The organism is Arthrobacter sp. NQ4, assembly GCF_029077345.1.
GTDB lineage: Bacteria > Actinomycetota > Actinomycetes > Actinomycetales > Micrococcaceae > Arthrobacter.
This window is the reverse complement of sequence record NZ_JARETC010000002.1, coordinates 542,657-557,009: the sequence shown is the minus strand read 5'-3', so window position 1 is coordinate 557,009 and position 14,353 is coordinate 542,657. Positions and strand designations below refer to the sequence as shown.

The 14,353-nt window shown below is 65.2% G+C and carries 16 protein-coding genes, 1 tRNA gene and 1 other RNA gene; 13 read left to right on the top strand and 5 right to left on the bottom strand.

The window, feature by feature from the left end:
* Positions 1 to 552: 552 nt before the first annotated feature.
* From PUN51_RS06445 to PUN51_RS06425, 5 genes are all read left to right on the top strand, one after another.
* Positions 553 to 972, top strand: coding sequence for a DUF3052 domain-containing protein (locus PUN51_RS06445; protein WP_141160169.1), 420 nt, complete (start codon positions 553 to 555; stop codon positions 970 to 972).
* Positions 969 to 1,463: a peroxiredoxin gene (locus PUN51_RS06440; protein WP_224026385.1), complete on the top strand. Its 495-nt coding sequence runs from the start codon at positions 969 to 971 to the stop codon at positions 1,461 to 1,463. Before PUN51_RS06445 ends, PUN51_RS06440 begins: the two co-directional genes overlap by 4 nt.
* 6 nt (positions 1,464 to 1,469) lie before the next feature.
* The gene (locus tag PUN51_RS06435) at positions 1,470 to 2,390 is read left to right on the top strand and encodes an NAD-dependent protein deacetylase (RefSeq protein ID WP_275180274.1); all 921 of its coding nucleotides are present in this window, start codon (positions 1,470 to 1,472) and stop codon (positions 2,388 to 2,390) included.
* Between the two features lie 97 nt (positions 2,391 to 2,487).
* Positions 2,488 to 2,563 (top strand) — tRNA-Val (locus tag PUN51_RS06430).
* Between the two features lie 101 nt (positions 2,564 to 2,664).
* Positions 2,665 to 2,955, top strand: coding sequence for a hypothetical protein (locus PUN51_RS06425; protein WP_275180273.1), 291 nt, complete (start codon positions 2,665 to 2,667; stop codon positions 2,953 to 2,955).
* Between the two features lie 163 nt (positions 2,956 to 3,118).
* Here the strand turns inward: PUN51_RS06425 and PUN51_RS06420 are convergent, their stop codons facing one another.
* Positions 3,119 to 3,844: a FadR/GntR family transcriptional regulator gene (locus tag PUN51_RS06420; RefSeq protein ID WP_159631758.1), complete on the bottom strand. Its 726-nt coding sequence runs from the start codon at positions 3,842 to 3,844 to the stop codon at positions 3,119 to 3,121.
* A gap of 232 nt (positions 3,845 to 4,076) precedes the next feature.
* Between PUN51_RS06420 and gndA the strand changes: the two genes are divergently transcribed.
* Together gndA and PUN51_RS06410 are read left to right on the top strand one after the other, a co-directional pair.
* Entirely contained in the window at positions 4,077 to 5,513 is a 1,437-nt protein-coding gene (gndA, locus tag PUN51_RS06415) for an NADP-dependent phosphogluconate dehydrogenase (RefSeq protein ID WP_224026383.1), read from the top strand.
* A gap of 135 nt (positions 5,514 to 5,648) precedes the next feature.
* On the top strand, positions 5,649 to 6,482 hold the full coding sequence (locus PUN51_RS06410) for an oxidoreductase (protein WP_275180272.1): 834 nt from the start codon (positions 5,649 to 5,651) through the stop codon (positions 6,480 to 6,482).
* A gap of 32 nt (positions 6,483 to 6,514) precedes the next feature.
* Here the strand turns inward: PUN51_RS06410 and epsC are convergent, their stop codons facing one another.
* The 3 genes from epsC to msrA all read right to left on the bottom strand — a co-directional run bounded on the left by epsC (position 6,515) and on the right by msrA (position 8,664).
* Positions 6,515 to 7,099, bottom strand: coding sequence for a serine O-acetyltransferase EpsC (epsC, locus tag PUN51_RS06405; protein ID WP_159631761.1), 585 nt, complete (start codon positions 7,097 to 7,099; stop codon positions 6,515 to 6,517).
* Between the two features lie 39 nt (positions 7,100 to 7,138).
* Entirely contained in the window at positions 7,139 to 8,074 is a 936-nt protein-coding gene (gene cysK / locus PUN51_RS06400) for a cysteine synthase A (RefSeq protein ID WP_159631762.1), read from the bottom strand.
* A gap of 65 nt (positions 8,075 to 8,139) precedes the next feature.
* Positions 8,140 to 8,664 carry a peptide-methionine (S)-S-oxide reductase MsrA gene (gene msrA, locus PUN51_RS06395; RefSeq protein ID WP_224026381.1) on the bottom strand — a complete coding sequence of 175 codons (525 nt, stop codon included), beginning with the start codon at positions 8,662 to 8,664 and terminating at the stop codon, positions 8,140 to 8,142.
* A gap of 100 nt (positions 8,665 to 8,764) precedes the next feature.
* Here msrA and PUN51_RS06390 point away from each other — a divergent pair, with 100 nt between their 5' ends.
* Together PUN51_RS06390 and PUN51_RS06385 are read left to right on the top strand one after the other, a co-directional pair.
* Positions 8,765 to 9,688 (top strand): Nif3-like dinuclear metal center hexameric protein, encoded by a 924-nt coding sequence (locus tag PUN51_RS06390; RefSeq protein ID WP_201302414.1) that lies wholly within the window; start codon positions 8,765 to 8,767, stop codon positions 9,686 to 9,688.
* 61 nt (positions 9,689 to 9,749) lie between these two features.
* Positions 9,750 to 10,487 (top strand): zinc ribbon domain-containing protein, encoded by a 738-nt coding sequence (locus PUN51_RS06385; RefSeq protein WP_159631764.1) that lies wholly within the window; start codon positions 9,750 to 9,752, stop codon positions 10,485 to 10,487.
* Between the two features lie 27 nt (positions 10,488 to 10,514).
* Here the strand turns inward: PUN51_RS06385 and PUN51_RS06380 are convergent, their stop codons facing one another.
* Complete coding sequence (locus tag PUN51_RS06380; protein ID WP_224026379.1) at positions 10,515 to 11,279, bottom strand: YaaA family protein; 765 nt, start codon at positions 11,277 to 11,279, stop codon at positions 10,515 to 10,517.
* Positions 11,280 to 11,337: 58 nt separating this feature from the next.
* Between PUN51_RS06380 and rnpB the strand changes: the two genes are divergently transcribed.
* The 4 genes from rnpB to PUN51_RS06360 all read left to right on the top strand — a co-directional run bounded on the left by rnpB (position 11,338) and on the right by PUN51_RS06360 (position 14,338).
* Positions 11,338 to 11,725, top strand: an RNA gene (rnpB, locus tag PUN51_RS06375) — RNase P RNA component class A.
* 44 nt (positions 11,726 to 11,769) lie between these two features.
* Positions 11,770 to 12,303, top strand: a complete 534-nt coding sequence (locus PUN51_RS06370; protein WP_201302415.1) for a TspO/MBR family protein — start codon at positions 11,770 to 11,772, stop codon at positions 12,301 to 12,303.
* Positions 12,304 to 12,574: 271 nt separating this feature from the next.
* Positions 12,575 to 14,053 carry a glyceraldehyde-3-phosphate dehydrogenase gene (locus PUN51_RS06365; protein ID WP_159631766.1) on the top strand — a complete coding sequence of 493 codons (1,479 nt, stop codon included), beginning with the start codon at positions 12,575 to 12,577 and terminating at the stop codon, positions 14,051 to 14,053.
* A 75-nt stretch (positions 14,054 to 14,128) separates the two neighbouring features.
* The gene (locus PUN51_RS06360; RefSeq protein WP_159631767.1) at positions 14,129 to 14,338 is read left to right on the top strand and encodes a hypothetical protein; all 210 of its coding nucleotides are present in this window, start codon (positions 14,129 to 14,131) and stop codon (positions 14,336 to 14,338) included.
* Positions 14,339 to 14,353 lie beyond the last annotated feature (15 nt).

The following is a 14,353-nucleotide window of genomic DNA, read 5'->3' as shown; positions in this document are numbered from 1 at the left end:
GGTGCCCTGTTCCCTGATCAACGCGTCCAGGGACTCAACCCACTCGGCAGTCTCTTCCGGATCACGATCAGGCAGCTGGTTAGTCAACCCGCTGAGGATATGGGAGGTATCTTCTCCTGCAGCCACGTCCAACCTCTCTTTGCGCGCATGAATCGGCGCACTCAGGCCAGGCAGGGTGACTGCCCGGCGTATATACGCCGTGTGCGACGTATCGGTTACAACAGCCCGGTCATGTGTGCCGGGCAGCTTCCTAGCGCTCCTATGTCTGCACGGAGTCACAAGGTCGTCGTCCGCAGGCATAGTTGTCATCAGCCACTCTAGCCGTCACGGCAAGACGATGCGTAGCTGCGGTCCGGGTGCTGCAGTTGTATTTCGTTCGTCATACTGGTTGTGTGACGAAAAGCCCCTGTGCCGGGGCCGCTGTGGCCCGATGTGACGCAGAATATGCGCAGTCCAGGGGGCGGCAGCTTGAAGCGCAGGCACAAAGGGTGTTGGCTTGGGAGTAATGGAAATCACTATGCACACCGCATATATGAGGTATTGGAGGAACACGTGAGCGAGGCCGACGCCGCCACTTCGGTAAATGTGGCGGAAAAATTGGGTTTCAAAAATGGGGATCTGATTCAGGAGTTCGGTTACGACGACGATGTCGATTTCGACTTGCGTGACGATATTGAGGACCTCACCGGGTCCGAAATGCTTGACGAGGACGACCATGAGGTGGCGGACGCCGTCATCCTTTGGTGGCGCGACGGCGACGGGGACCTGGTGGACAGCCTGATGGATTCCCTCACCACCCTGAGCGAAAACGGCGTTGTCTGGGTGCTCACCCCCAAGTCGGGCCGGGACGGCTACGTTTCGCCGGCGGAAATCCAGGAGGCTGCTCCCACGGCGGGCCTGCATGTCACCACCTCAGCCGGGGTCTCAAAGGACTGGAGCGCCGTCCGCCTGGTCAGCAGGAAGAACAAGTGACGGCAGCGGTTGAGGCCGCGTCTGCAGCTGTTCCTTCGCTGGGCGCCGCAGCTCCCGATTTTGAGCTGGCCAACCAATACGGCGAGCCGGTGAAGCTCTCCTCTTTCCGGGGGCAAAACGTGGCGCTGGTCTTTTACCCCTTTGCGTTTTCGGGTATCTGTACCGGTGAACTTTGCGAAATCCGGGACAACCTGGGCATGTTCGAGTATTCGAATGCGGTTGTCCTGGCCGTGTCCGTGGACAGCAAGTTCAGCCTCCGGGCCTACGCGGCGCAGGAGGGCTACACCTTCGACCTTCTGGCTGATTTCTGGCCCCACGGCGCCGTGGCGAATGCCTACGGCGTGTTCGACGCCGGCAGCGGCATGGCGAAGCGGGCCACCTTCATCATTGATGGTGACGGGAGGGTCCGCTACAGCGTGGTGAACCCCCGCGGCCAGGCCCGCGACTTCAGCGAATACCGCGCCGCGCTGGCGGATCTTAAGCAGGCCTGAGGCAGCATGGCTGGGGAACGGCGGGGGACGGGCCTTACCGGCTTCGCCAGCATGCCGCCGGTAGCCCCGGCCCCGCCTTCCGGCAATGACCTCGCGGTTCTGGCACGGATCCGGGACCTTCTCGCGGGCGCCCCCTTCGCCCTGCTGACGGGCGCCGGCCTCAGTACCGACTCCGGCATTCCGGATTACCGCGGTCCGGATTCGCCGCCCCGTTCGCCCATGACGTACCAGGAATTCGTCCGGGACGCGGCCAACCGGCAGCGGTACTGGGCCAGGAACCACATCGGCTGGTCCCACATGCGGCATGCAGACCCGAACCAGGGCCACTATTCCGCCGCGGCGCTGGAGCGGCGCGGCTACCTCACCGGGCTGATAACCCAGAACGTCGACCGCCTGCACCAGGACGCCGGCAGCTCCAACGTGGTGGATCTCCACGGAAGGTATGACCAGGTGGTTTGCCTGGACTGCCGGCGCACATACTCCCGTCGCCTGCTGGCCGGTGTCTTTGAGGAACTCAACCCCGGCTTCCTGGAGCGGGCAGCGGCCGGCGGACTCGTGGAAATGGCCCCCGACGCTGACGCCACCGTGGAGGACCAGGCCCTCATCAGCAGCTTTGTGGTGGCGGTGTGTCCCGCATGCGGCGGTACCCTTAAGCCGGATTTCGTCTACTTCGGCGAGAACGTGCCCAAGGACCGCGTGGAGCGCTCGTACGCAATGGTGGACCAGGCTGCGGCGCTGGTGGTCGCCGGGTCGTCGCTGACTGTCATGAGCGGCCTGCGGTTCGTCAGGCACGCCGCCAAGGAATCCAAGCCCGTCGTCATCATCAACCGGGGCGCCACCCGTGGCGATGACAAGGCAACCATCAAGCTGGAAACCGGTGTCAGCCAGGCACTGGATTACCTGGCCGCGGAACTTCCTTCGCTGTAGGCGGGACGCTTCTTCCATGGATTCGCGTTTCCGGCCCCCAGTCGGGTAGAGTCTATGTTCGTTGGTTACGGCGGAACGGCCGGAAACCACGCAATTTGGGTCTTTAGCTCAGCTGGTAGAGCGCCACGTTTACACCGTGGATGTCATCGGTTCGATCCCGGTAGGACCCACCAGCAAAACCCCGTTGCCCCTGCCTGATGGCGGAGGCAGCGGGGTTTTTTTGTTGCGCCGCCCTCCCAGCGCCATTGTCAGTGCCTTGCCATAGCTTGCAGGAATGGAACACGTCATAGTGCACACAGACAGCGATGGAATGCCGACGGCGGTGCTGAGCCGGGGCAGGGAATGGGCCGTGGGTGCCGAGCCGGTGAGGTGGTTCGAGCGCGTCAACTGGTGGGAAACCAGCCGCCGGATGCCCAAAGGCAGCAGCGGTGTGGACGTCGAAGTCCTGCAGGTACAGGTCAGGCTGGGAAACAACTCCAGGTCGGCCCTGACCACCATGCATCTTCAGCGGGACGGGCTGGGCGGCGGCTGGCGGCTGAGGGAACCGGTGGCCGGCGCAGCGTAGGAGGTCAGGCTCCGCGCCTTTGTCCGGGCATTGGAAAACCCTCCACCGCGACTATTGGGGGATGCCGCGGTGGAGGGCCTGGGATGAATATACCGTGAACTCCCGGAAACAAAAAGTCACATGTCGCGGGTATTACACGTCTCTTCCCGGTTCCCGCTCATGCTTACTGCCGAACAGGAATAAAGACCCGCGGCTGTTCCGTCCAGGTATCGGCCATTTGGGACATCGTGCGCCGCATGATCCGGTCCGAGGCCTCACGCGCGGACACAGCGTCGCCACGGGCGATCGCTTCCGCCACATCCTCATGCCACTGCAGGGCTGCCTGGTGCGGGTGGTCGGGCATCAGTCCGTGGACGGTGCGGCCTGTCAGGGTTTCCGCCACCTGGCCCATAAGGTTGGCGAACATCTCGTTTCCTGAGCCTGAGAGCAGGAGCGAATGGAAGCGGATGTCCAGTTCCAGGAACCGGGCCACCTCGCCGTTGTTGCCGGCCTCCCGCATGGCCCGGGCCACGTCCACGAGTTCCATCCGCAGCGCTGCCGGAGCGTTCTGCGCGGCCAGTTCGGCAGCCGCAGGCTCCACTGCTGCCCGCAGTTCGGCAAGGGAGCGCAGCTGGGCGCCGCGTGCATCGCTGGCCAGTCGCCACCGGATGACCTGCGGATCAAAGGGATTCCACCGGCTGGCCGGCAGCACCCGGATACCCACCCGCTTGGTGGTTTCCACCAGGCCCAGGGACTGCAGGACCCGTACCGCTTCCCGGATCACGGACCGGGAAACCTTCAGTTCAACCTCAAGCTGCTCCGCGAGCATGACATGGCCGGCAGGAAGATCCCCCGAGATGATCCGCGTGCCCAGGTTGTCGATGGCGCGGTGGTGGAGGCTGCTGGTCATGAAGCTAAGCCTAGTTGTTGGCAGGCGTCCGGAGCTCAGGCAAGCCCACGGCCCAGGACACTGCAAGGCAGCAGCCCTAGACTGGCACCGACACAAAGGGTTCCATGACGCGGACGTTACTTTCGCGTCACCGCCAGAATATATATGCTTTATTCCGACCCCCTGATCTGGCCCGGTGACTTCCCGCCTGCGGAAGCCGGCAGCCGAGGCCACCAATGAATTGGAGTTATTGATGTCTGCACACATCGGTGTCACCGGACTCGCCGTCATGGGCGCCAACCTCGCCCGGAACCTGGCCCGCAACGGCTTCACTGTTGCGCTGCACAACAGGTCCGTGGAGAAGACGGATGCGCTGCTGGAAAAGCACGGCTCGGAGGGTGACTTCGTCCGCACCGAGACCCTGCAGGAACTGGTGGACTCCCTGGAGAAGCCCCGCCGCGTCCTCATCATGGTCAAGGCCGGCAAGCCCGTCGACTCGGTCATCGAACAGCTGGAGCCGCTGCTGGAGCCGGGCGACATCATTATCGACGCCGGCAACTCCCACTACGAGGACACCCGCCGCCGGGAAGCGGCCTTGGCCAAGAAGGACCTGCACTTCGTGGGCGTCGGCGTGTCCGGCGGCGAGGAAGGTGCGCTGAACGGGCCGTCCATCATGCCCGGCGGTTCCAAAGAGTCCTACAAGGCACTTGGCCCGCTGCTGGAAAAGATCTCCGCAAAGGTCGACGGCGAGCCCTGCTGCGCCTGGATCGGCACTGACGGCGCCGGTCACTTCGTCAAAATGGTCCACAACGGCATCGAATACGCCGACATGCAGGTCATCGGCGAGGCTTTCGACCTGCTGCGCTCCGGCGCGGGCATCGAGCCGGCCGAGCAGGCAAAGATCTTCTCCGAGTGGAACCAGGGCGAGCTGTCCTCCTTCCTGATCGAGATCTCGGCCGAAGTGCTGGGCCACGTTGACGCCAAGACCGGCAAGCCGTTCGTGGACGTCGTCGTCGACGCCGCAGGCCAAAAGGGCACCGGCCGCTGGACTGTCATCTCCGCCCTGGAACTGGGCTCGCCGGTGTCGGGGATCGCTGAGTCGGTCTTTGCCCGTGCACTGTCCTCCCAGGCCGCGCAGCGCAAGCTGGGCCAGGAACTGCTGGCCGGCAACGAGGTCACAGTGGAGATCCCGGAGACGTTCGTCGAGGACGTCCGCCAGGCGCTCTACGCCTCCAAGCTGGTCTCCTACGCCCAGGGCCTGGACATGCTCACCTCCGCGGCCAAGGAATACGGCTGGGACCTGAAGCTGGACGAAATCGCGTCCCTGTGGCGCGCTGGTTGCATCATCCGCGCCGAGCTCCTCAAGGACATCACCAAGGCGTACGCCGCCGACGAGAAGCCGGCCAACCTGCTGTTCGCGCCGGCGTTCACCAAGGCCATCGCAGACGCCCTGCCGGCCTGGCGCCGCGTTGTTGCCACCGCCGTCCAGCTCGGCATTCCGGTGCCGGTGTTCTCGTCGTCCCTGGCGTACTACGACGGCCTGCGGCGCAAGCGCGTGGCTGCCGCCCTGATCCAGGGCCAGCGCGACCTGTTCGGCGCCCACACCTACGGCCGCGTCGACGCCGAGGGGACCTTCCACACCCTCTGGGGCGAAGACAAGTCCGAGGTCGAAGCGGTGGACACGCACTAGTCCGCACCGTTTCCGGCCCGGCGGCCGGCGCTACCCGATACTCTGGGGGCGCCGGCCGCTGGTGTTTCCTGCCGGAACGACCGTCGATCCGCGCTGCCTGCCCGTCCCGCCGCACCGTCCCAAGGAGTCCCGCCCATGAGCCAGCCTGTCGTTTTTGTCACCGGCGCGTCCACGGGAATCGGCTTTGAAGCCGCAAAAAAGCTCGCGGCCCACGGTTTCACCGTCTACGCCGGCGCCCGCCGGGTGGAGAAAATGGAACCGCTCAGGGCTGACGGCGTTCGGATCCTGCCGCTGGATGTGACAGACGAGGAGTCCATGGGTGCGGCCGTGGGGGAGGTTCTCGCAGCCCACGGCAGGATCGACGTGCTGGTCAACAACGCCGGGTACGGGTCCTACGGGTCGCTGGAGGAAGTGGAGCTGGCCGAAGGCCGGCGGCAGTTTGAGGTCAACCTTTTCGGGCTGGCCCGGATGACGCAGCTCGTCCTGCCGGCCATGCGCGCCGCCGGCAGGGGCCGGATCATCAATATCTCATCGATCGGCGGAAAGATGTACGAGCCGCTGGGCGCCTGGTACCACGCCACGAAGTTCGCGGTGGAGGGCCTCAGCGATTCGCTCCGGGTGGAGCTCAAGCCGCACGGAATCGAGGTGGCCATTATCGAACCGGGCGGTACCCAGTCTGAATGGGGGGCCATCTCCTCCGAGGGCCTGTTGGCCAATTCGGGCTCGGGACCTTATGCGGTGCAGGCCAAGGTCGTGGCAGCCGCGCTGGCCTCCACCGACGGTTCGGCTATGTCCTCGCGCCCGGAGGTTATTGCGGAGGCGATTGTCCATGCCGCCACTTCGCCGCGGCCCAGGACCCGGTATCCGGTGGGTAAGGGCGCGCGGGCCATCCTGCTGTTGCGCCGGCTGCTCCCGGACCGTGCCTTCGATGCCGTTTTGTGGGCCATCTACAGGCGTTTCCCCGGTTAGCAACGCAGCGGGCCGGGCCCGAACTGCGTCCGCTAGATCCGGTACTCGATGTCGTATTCGGCCGGATCCACCGCGGGCTTGGTCTCCCGCTGGGCATCCCGGTGCCGCCACTTGGCGGGAACTCCGGTGATGATGGACTCCGGCGGCGCGTCCTTGACCACCACGGCGTTGGCTCCCACGGCACTGTCCCGGCCAATGGTGATGGGCCCCAGGATCTTGGCGCCCGCACCGATGGTCACGCGGTCGCCAATCGTGGGGTGCCGCTTGATCCTGGCCAGCGAACGGCCGCCCAGCGTCACACCGTGATAGATCATCACGTCCTCGCCGATCTCGGCAGTCTCGCCGATCACCACCCCCATGCCGTGGTCGATGAAGAAGCGGCGGCCAATGGTGGCGCCTGGATGGATCTCGATCCCGGTCCAGGACCTGCCCAGCTGCGACAGGAGCCGGGCCGGGAAACGCAGCTCCGGCTTCTGCCACATGCGGTGGGTCAGCCGGTGGATCCAGATGGCATGCAGCCCGGAATAGGCGAAAAAGTTCTCAAAAGAACCTCGAGCCGCCGGGTCGTGGGACCGGGCGGCGTCGAGGTCTTCCTTTAGTCTTGCGAAAAAGCCCACAAAGTTCTTTCTACAGGAATCGGGCGGAGAGCGGACTGATCAGCCGCGGATGTCGTCATAGAGCACGGTGGAGATGTAACGCTCACCGAAGTCGCACACCACGGCCACGATCAGCTTGCCGGCGTTTTCCGGCCGCTTGGCCAGTTCCAGGGCAGCCCAGACGATGGCTCCGGAGGAGATGCCGCCGAGGATGCCCTCCTTGATGCCCAGGTCGCGGGCGACGCGGACCGAATCTTCGAGGGTGGCGTCGATGACCTCATCGTAGACATTGGTGTCCAGCAGTTCCGGGATGAAGTTGGCGCCCAGGCCCTGGATCTTGTGCGGGCCGGGGGCGCCGCCGTTCAGGATGGGGGAGTCCTTGGGTTCCACGGCCACGATCTGCACGCCGGGCTTGCGCTCCTTCAGGACCTGTCCGACGCCGGTGATGGTTCCGCCGGTGCCGATGCCTGCCACGAAGATGTCAACGGCGCCGTCGGTGTCGGCCCAGACCTCTTCTGCCGTGGTCTTGCGGTGGATCTCCGGGTTGGCTTCGTTGGCGAACTGCTGTGCCCAGATGGAGTTCTCGGTGTTGGCCACGATTTCCTGGGCCTTCTCCACGGCGCCGCGCATACCCTCTGATCCCGGAGTCAGCACAATCTCGGCGCCGAAGGCACGCAGCATGACCCGGCGCTCTGTGGACATGGTCTCGGGCATGGTGAGGATGACCTTGTACCCGCGTGCGGCACCCACCATGGCCAGGGCAATGCCCGTGTTGCCGGAGGTGCCTTCAACGATGGTGCCGCCGGGCTTCAGGGCGCCCGACTTTTCCGCGGCGTCGATGATGGCGACACCGATGCGGTCCTTGACGCTGTTGGCCGGGTTGTAGAACTCCAGCTTCACGGCAACGGTGGCGTCCAGCCCTTCGCTGAGCCGGTTCAACCGAACCAGCGGGGTCCCGCCGACCAGCTGCGTTACATCGTCATAGATCCGTGCCATGTACATACGCCTATCTCTAAGGGGTGGATACTGAGGTCAGCCTAACGAGGCCGCGTAACGCCGGGCTAAGCGTTAAGCCATGCAGAGTAATATTTCCTGGCCTTGGCCAGCTTGGGGTTGATGATCACCTGGCAGTACCCCTGTTCCGGGTGCTTTGCGTAGTAATCCTGGTGGAATTCCTCCGCCACGTGGAACCGCGGCAGCCGGCTGACCTCGGTAACGATGGGGTGGGACCACAGGGCCTGGTTGCGGTCGATGGCTTCCTCGAACAGGATCTTTTCCTCGTCGGTTTCGTAGAACATCGAGGAGCGGTACTGGGTGCCGACGTCGTATCCCTGGCGGTTCAGCGTGGTGGGGTCATGCAGGGCGAAGAACATGTCCAGGACCACCTCCGCCGGGATGATGTCCTCATCGAACGTCACCGCCACAACTTCGGCGTGCCCGGTGGTCCCGCTGCAGACCGAGTAGTAGTCCGGGTGGGGGTCGTGCCCGCCGGTGTAGCCGGATACAACGGAGGTGACGCCCCTGGTCTTCTGGTAGACGGCGTCAAGGCACCAGAAGCACCCTCCGCCAAGAACAAAAGTTTTCATGACCTCTTCAATGGTTGACAGCGCCGGAAGATTCCCCGGGTACCCCGGCACAGCGCCGTAAACTGCGGCGGCGGGAAGCCCATGGGGTAAAACTAAGACTATGGAACCTGTGGACACCGACGTTACCGGCCAGGCAGATCACGACGGCGAGGCCTCCTCCGACACGCCGCCCGCGGCCGGTTCCGCGGACGCCCCGACTTTGGCTGAGCTGCTGCTTGCGGTTGAGGAGCTGTGGCCGGAATCCCTGGCGGAGACCTGGGATGAGGTAGGGCTCGTCGCGGGCCACCCGTCCGCCCCCGTCACAAAGGTGATGTTCGCGGTCGATCCCACCCTGGAAGTCATTGAGGAAGCGGTTGAGTGGGGAGCGGAGCTGCTCATCACCCACCACCCCCTGCTGTTGAAGGGCGTCACGTCCGTGGCAGCCACGTCGGCAAAGGGGCGGGCGGTGCACCGGCTTATTGAGTCGGGGACGGCACTGCTGACCGTGCACACCAACGGCGACTCCGCCGTCGGAGGTGTCTCCGATGTCCTGGCTGACGCCCTGGGACTCCAGGACGTCGCCCCGTTGACCGTGGCGGCCAACGGGCTGCCGGAGGAAGGCATCGGGCGCGTGGGCGACCTCGCGGATGCCATGAGCCTGGGCGACTTCGCCGCCCGCGTATTCGGGATCCTTCCCTCCGTGGCCGGGGGAGTGCGTGTTTCCGGCGATAAGGACGGGCTGGTTCGGCGCATCGCGGTGTGCGGCGGTGCCGGCGATTCGTTGTTCAACGAAGTGCGGGCCAGCAATGCCGACGTCTACGTCACCGCCGACCTTCGCCACCACCCGGCGTCGGAGGCGCGCGAGGCCGCCCTCAATGGACGGCCGTACCTGGTGGACGTGTCGCACTTTGCCAGCGAATGGCTGTGGCTGCCTGCCGCCGCCGCGGCCCTGGGCAACGTCCTGTCCGACCAGGGCCATGACGTTGAGATCCTGGTCAGCACCACCAACAGCGATCCGTGGGACTTCATCCTCACTCCCGGCTAGAGTCTAGGAAGCGCCGGTTCGGTGCCCGGCCCCGGCCGGAAGGGATCTAGCGGAGGTAAACGTGGCTAAGGCAGCACCGGCGGAACAGTTGAAGTTGCTCGAACTGCAGGGGCTTGATGCCCGGCTGAAGGGCCTCGCCAACCGCCGCCGCACGCTGGAAAACGATCCCCGGATTAAGGACCTCGAGGCCGCCCTGTCCGTCGCCAACGGTGAACTGGGCGCAGCCAAGGTGGCCGTGCACGACGCCGAGGCCGCGCTGAAGCGGGCAGAGGCCGACGTCGAACAGGTTGCCTCGCGCATCGAACGCGACGAAGCCAGGCTCAACAGCGGCACCGGCCTGTCCAAGGACCTGGTGGCACTTCAAAAGGACATCGCGTCGCTGAACAAGCGGCGCTCGGACCTTGAAGACGTGGAACTGGAAGTCATGGAGCGGCTCGACTCGCTGCGGGAGCGGCAGGCAGCCCAGCAGCAGATCGTCGATGACATCCAGGGGTCCTTTGGAACCATCAGGGCCGAGCTCGATGCGGCCCTGGCCGAAGTGGAAACGGAAGCGGCGGGCCTGCGTGCCCAGCGCGGCGAATTTGCCCAAGGCCTGGACGCGGGCCTGGTGGCGGTCTACGAGAAGACGCTGGCCAAGCGGGGAGTGGGTGCGGCCAGGCTCTTCCACGGAACGTCGGAAGCCTCGGGCATGAAGCTCAGCCCCGGCGACCTCGCCGAGATCAAGGCAGCTGCTGCCGACGACATCGTTTTCTGCCCGGACTCCGGCGCCATCCTGGTCCGTTCGGACGAGTGGTCCTAAGCAGCCCACAGGCACCCTGCCGGGCGGTCAGCCCGGCAGGATGATGTTCAGGGCGTGCGGCTTGCGTGCGGTCCCGGGCACCAGTTCGGCGTCCCACTGTTCGCGGGCAGCTCTCAGGAGGTCCGACGGCGTGGCCGGGGCTTTGCCGCGGCGCACCAGCAGGTGCCGCGCCAGTTCGCCGCGCGTGTGCTTGGCGAAGTGGCTCACTACCTTGCGGACTCCTGCACTCTCGGTGAAGACATTCACGGAGACGGTCTGTTCCGCCGGGGGCGCCCACGCCGCTGCGTACGTGCTGGACCGGCAGTCCACCACAAGGTGTCCCTGGGCTGCTGCGCCCAGGGTGTCGGCAAGCTGCGCCTTCCAGAAGGGAGCCAGCCGGCCGACGTCGGGCAAGGACGTGCCCATGGACAACCGGTAGGCAGGAACGCTGTCGCCAAAGCGCAGGGCCCCCCACAGCGCCGAGATCACCAGGACGGACTCATCGGCCTTCCGGCGCTGAACCGGCGTCAGCGTCCGGTAGCCCAGGGCGTCATACAGGACGCCCGAATAAATGCTGTGCGCCGGCGCCGCCGGTTCGGCATGCAGTCGCGTATTGCGTTCGACGTCGTCCCGCAGGGATGCTCCGACGCCCAGCAGGGCGAGGGCATCCTGATGGGCGCTGACTGTTCCCAGCGCCTCAAGGACCTTGGCGCGGTACGGGTTGAGCTCCGGGAAGCCCAGGGCGGTCCAGTCGACGGCGGGGCCGCGGAGCGCGGGTGTCTTGCCTTCGGAAGGGGGAAGCAGAATCAGCACCGTCCGATCCTACCGGCGGCAAAAGGCGGCCGGCGGCGCCGGTAGACTGGGACCCGGATGGGACAGCCAGACGGCCGCGCGCCACGCAAGTGGCTCGAGGAACGTCCGGGCTCCGCAGGGCAGGGTGGTGGGTAACGCCCACTCGGGGTAACCCGCAGGCCAGTGCCACAGAAAACAGACCGCCTGCATTTCCGGCTCCGGCCGGGGAGGGCAGGTAAGGGTGAAACGGTGGTGTAAGAGACCACCAGCTTCCCGGGTGACCGGGAAGGCTAGGTAAACCCCACCCGGAGCAAGGCCAGACAGGACACGTTCGAGGGCTGCCCGCCCGAGTGTCCGGGTAGGCCGCTGGAGGGTGCCGGCAACGGTACTCGTAGATGGATGGCCGTCGCTCCCTTTCCGGTAACGGCAGGGGAGAACAGAACCCGGCGTATCGGCTGTCCCATCCTTAAACCGCGTTTGACCACGGGCTATGCGTCGGGGATCCTGAACCGTGCCCGTAATTCCTGAAACCCGTCCCGCACCCGCAGCGGGCATTCCCGGCGTCCGTTCACAGGGTGTTGCCCTCGCCGGTTTCCTGGCCCTTTCCGCGCTGGCCTGGGTACTCGCCTCAGTTCCCATCATCCTTAACTCCAACGGCTGGTACGCGGGCTCGCTGAAAGCTCCGTGGATGCCGCCGTCGTGGATGTTCCGCACCACCTGGATGGTGCTCTATGCCGGCGTGGCGGCAGCGGCCTGGCTGGTCTGGCGCAAAGGGCGCCTGTCCGGGGGCACCCTTGCCGGCTATGTGGGGCAACTGCTGCTCAACACTGCGTGGCCGGTGACGTTCTTCGCGATGTATCCCATGCTTGGAGTGGTGGCCCTGTGGGCAGCCTTTGCTGTCATCTGCGCGCTGACCGCAACCCTGGCGTTCCTGATCCTGCGCTTCGGACCGGTGGACGCCACCGCCGGGTACCTGGTGCTGCCGTACTTTTCCTGGCTCGTGTTCTCCGCCAGCCTGAACCTGTACTCTGCCATCCACAACTGAAGGCCGGCAGTCTGCGTTGTGCGGTCCGCCCCGGGCGTGTGAGTGATTTCACGCATCCCGAGCGTGTTCCGTGGACCGTGCCAAATTAGAATGGATTCCGGACGCAGGAGTTCTACCGCCGAAAGTTGCGTCCGCAACCGGCGGTTTTTCTTTGCACGCGATCCAGGCGCCTGGGGACCATCCCCTGCGGGCGCCGGTGCCCCTGGACATCATCAGGTGGCCTACATCTGTGTACGACGACGTACACGGCTGAACCGAGGAAGGTATTTCTGTGAGCCAGACGTCTGATTCTTGTCTTGATACGTGGATGGGCCGGGAGGCCCTCGCCGAGGCCATGATCCCGGTGATCGGCAGGCTGTACCGCGAAAACAACGTGGTGACCAGCATCCACGGCCGGAGCCTGATCAACAAGTCCACCATGAACATCCTCAAGGCGCACCGCTTCGCGCGCCGGATGAGCAAGGACGAACTGCTCCTGGAGGACACGGCGCCCCTGCTGAACACGCTGGCCGGACTCGAACTGGGTGCCGCCGCGATCGACATCGCCCGCCTGAACCAGAAGTTCAAGGAAGAAGGCAACGGCGCCACGCTGGAGGAATTCCTCCGCGAAGAGCTCGCCGAAATCGTGGGCAAGCGGGGCGGCGATGACCGCACCAGCACCGACGTCGTGCTCTATGGCTTTGGCCGCATCGGCCGCCTCCTGGCCCGCCTCCTCATCGAAAAGGCCGGCGGTGGCCACGGACTGCGCCTGCGCGCCATTGTGGTGCGCCGCGGATCCGACAACGACCTCTCCAAGCGGGCCAGCCTGCTGCGCCGCGACTCCGTCCACGGGTCCTTCGAAGGCACCATCCGGATCGACGAGGCGGCCAACACCATCACTGCCAACGGTGTCCAGATCCAGGTCATCTACTCGAACGACCCCGCCACCATCGACTACACCGCCTACGGCATCAACAACGCCCTGGTGGTGGACAACACCGGCCGCTGGCGCGACGCCGAAGGCCTGTCCCAGCACCTGCAGAGCAAGGGCGTCGCGCGGGTCCTGCTGACCGCGCCGGGCAAGGGTGAACTGAAGAACATCGTCCACGGCATCAACCACCGGGACATCACCGACTCGGACAAGATCGTTTCCGCGGCGTCCTGCACCACCAACGCCATCACCCCGGTCCTGAAGGCCATCAACGACAAGTTCGGCGTGGTCCACGGCCACGTGGAAACCGTCCACTCCTTCACCAACGACCAGAACCTGATCGACAACTTCCACAAGGGCGACCGCCGCGGCCGTTCCGCTGCGCTGAACATGGTCATCACCGAAACCGGTGCGGCCAAGGCAGTGGCGAAGGCCCTGCCCGAACTCCTGGGCAAGCTCACCGGCAGCTCCATCCGGGTCCCCACCCCGGACGTTTCGCTGGCCATCCTGAACCTCACCCTTGAAAACGGCACCACCAAGGACGAGGTCAACAACTACCTGCGTGAAATGTCGCTCCACTCGGACCTGCGCAAGCAGATCGACTACATCGACTCGCCCGAGGTTGTCTCCACCGACTTCGTCGGATCCCGCCGCGCCGGGATCGTGGACGGCCTGGCGACCGTGTCCACGGACAAGAACCTGGTCCTCTACGTCTGGTACGACAACGAGTTCGGTTACAGCTGCCAGGTGGTCCGCGTCATGGAAGAGATGGCAGGCGTGAACCCGCCGTCCTTCCCTGCCAAGGAAAGCGCTGCCGCCCTGGCCGCGATCGCCGTCTAGCCACCTTCGCCCGCGTCCTGCGAATTCCCGGCTGATTCTCTGGAATCAGCCGGGAAACGGGACCACACTGGTGGCATGGACAACGAATCGACACTTCAGCACGAAACCACCCTCGAGCACGCACTGGACGTGGCCAAAGCCAACCATAAGGAAGCCGTGCGGCTCCTGGAACGCGCCCGTGCCGCCCAGAGGACCGGCGACGTCACCGACGAGCGGGTGCGCCAGCTCGAGGACCTGCTGTCCATCGCGGAAGAAGACCTGCGTAGGGTCACCAGGGAACAATAACCCGGCGGCCACCAC

What these genes read in the sequence shown, in the direction of transcription:
- msrA (WP_224026381.1), bottom strand. Translation starts at nt 8,664, where the DNA reads ATGAAAACTTTTGTTCTTGGCGGAGGGTGCTTCTGGTGCCTTGACGCC.
- PUN51_RS06410 (WP_275180272.1), top strand. Translation starts at nt 5,649, where the DNA reads ATGAGCCAGCCTGTCGTTTTTGTCACCGGCGCGTCCACGGGAATCGGC.
- PUN51_RS06360 (WP_159631767.1), top strand. Translation starts at nt 14,129, where the DNA reads ATGGACAACGAATCGACACTTCAGCACGAAACCACCCTCGAGCACGCA.
- gndA (WP_224026383.1), top strand. Translation starts at nt 4,077, where the DNA reads ATGTCTGCACACATCGGTGTCACCGGACTCGCCGTCATGGGCGCCAAC.
- PUN51_RS06435 (WP_275180274.1), top strand. Translation starts at nt 1,470, where the DNA reads ATGGCTGGGGAACGGCGGGGGACGGGCCTTACCGGCTTCGCCAGCATG.
- PUN51_RS06390 (WP_201302414.1), top strand. Translation starts at nt 8,765, where the DNA reads ATGGAACCTGTGGACACCGACGTTACCGGCCAGGCAGATCACGACGGC.
- PUN51_RS06425 (WP_275180273.1), top strand. Translation starts at nt 2,665, where the DNA reads ATGGAACACGTCATAGTGCACACAGACAGCGATGGAATGCCGACGGCG.
- cysK (WP_159631762.1), bottom strand. Translation starts at nt 8,074, where the DNA reads ATGGCACGGATCTATGACGATGTAACGCAGCTGGTCGGCGGGACCCCG.
- PUN51_RS06420 (WP_159631758.1), bottom strand. Translation starts at nt 3,844, where the DNA reads ATGACCAGCAGCCTCCACCACCGCGCCATCGACAACCTGGGCACGCGG.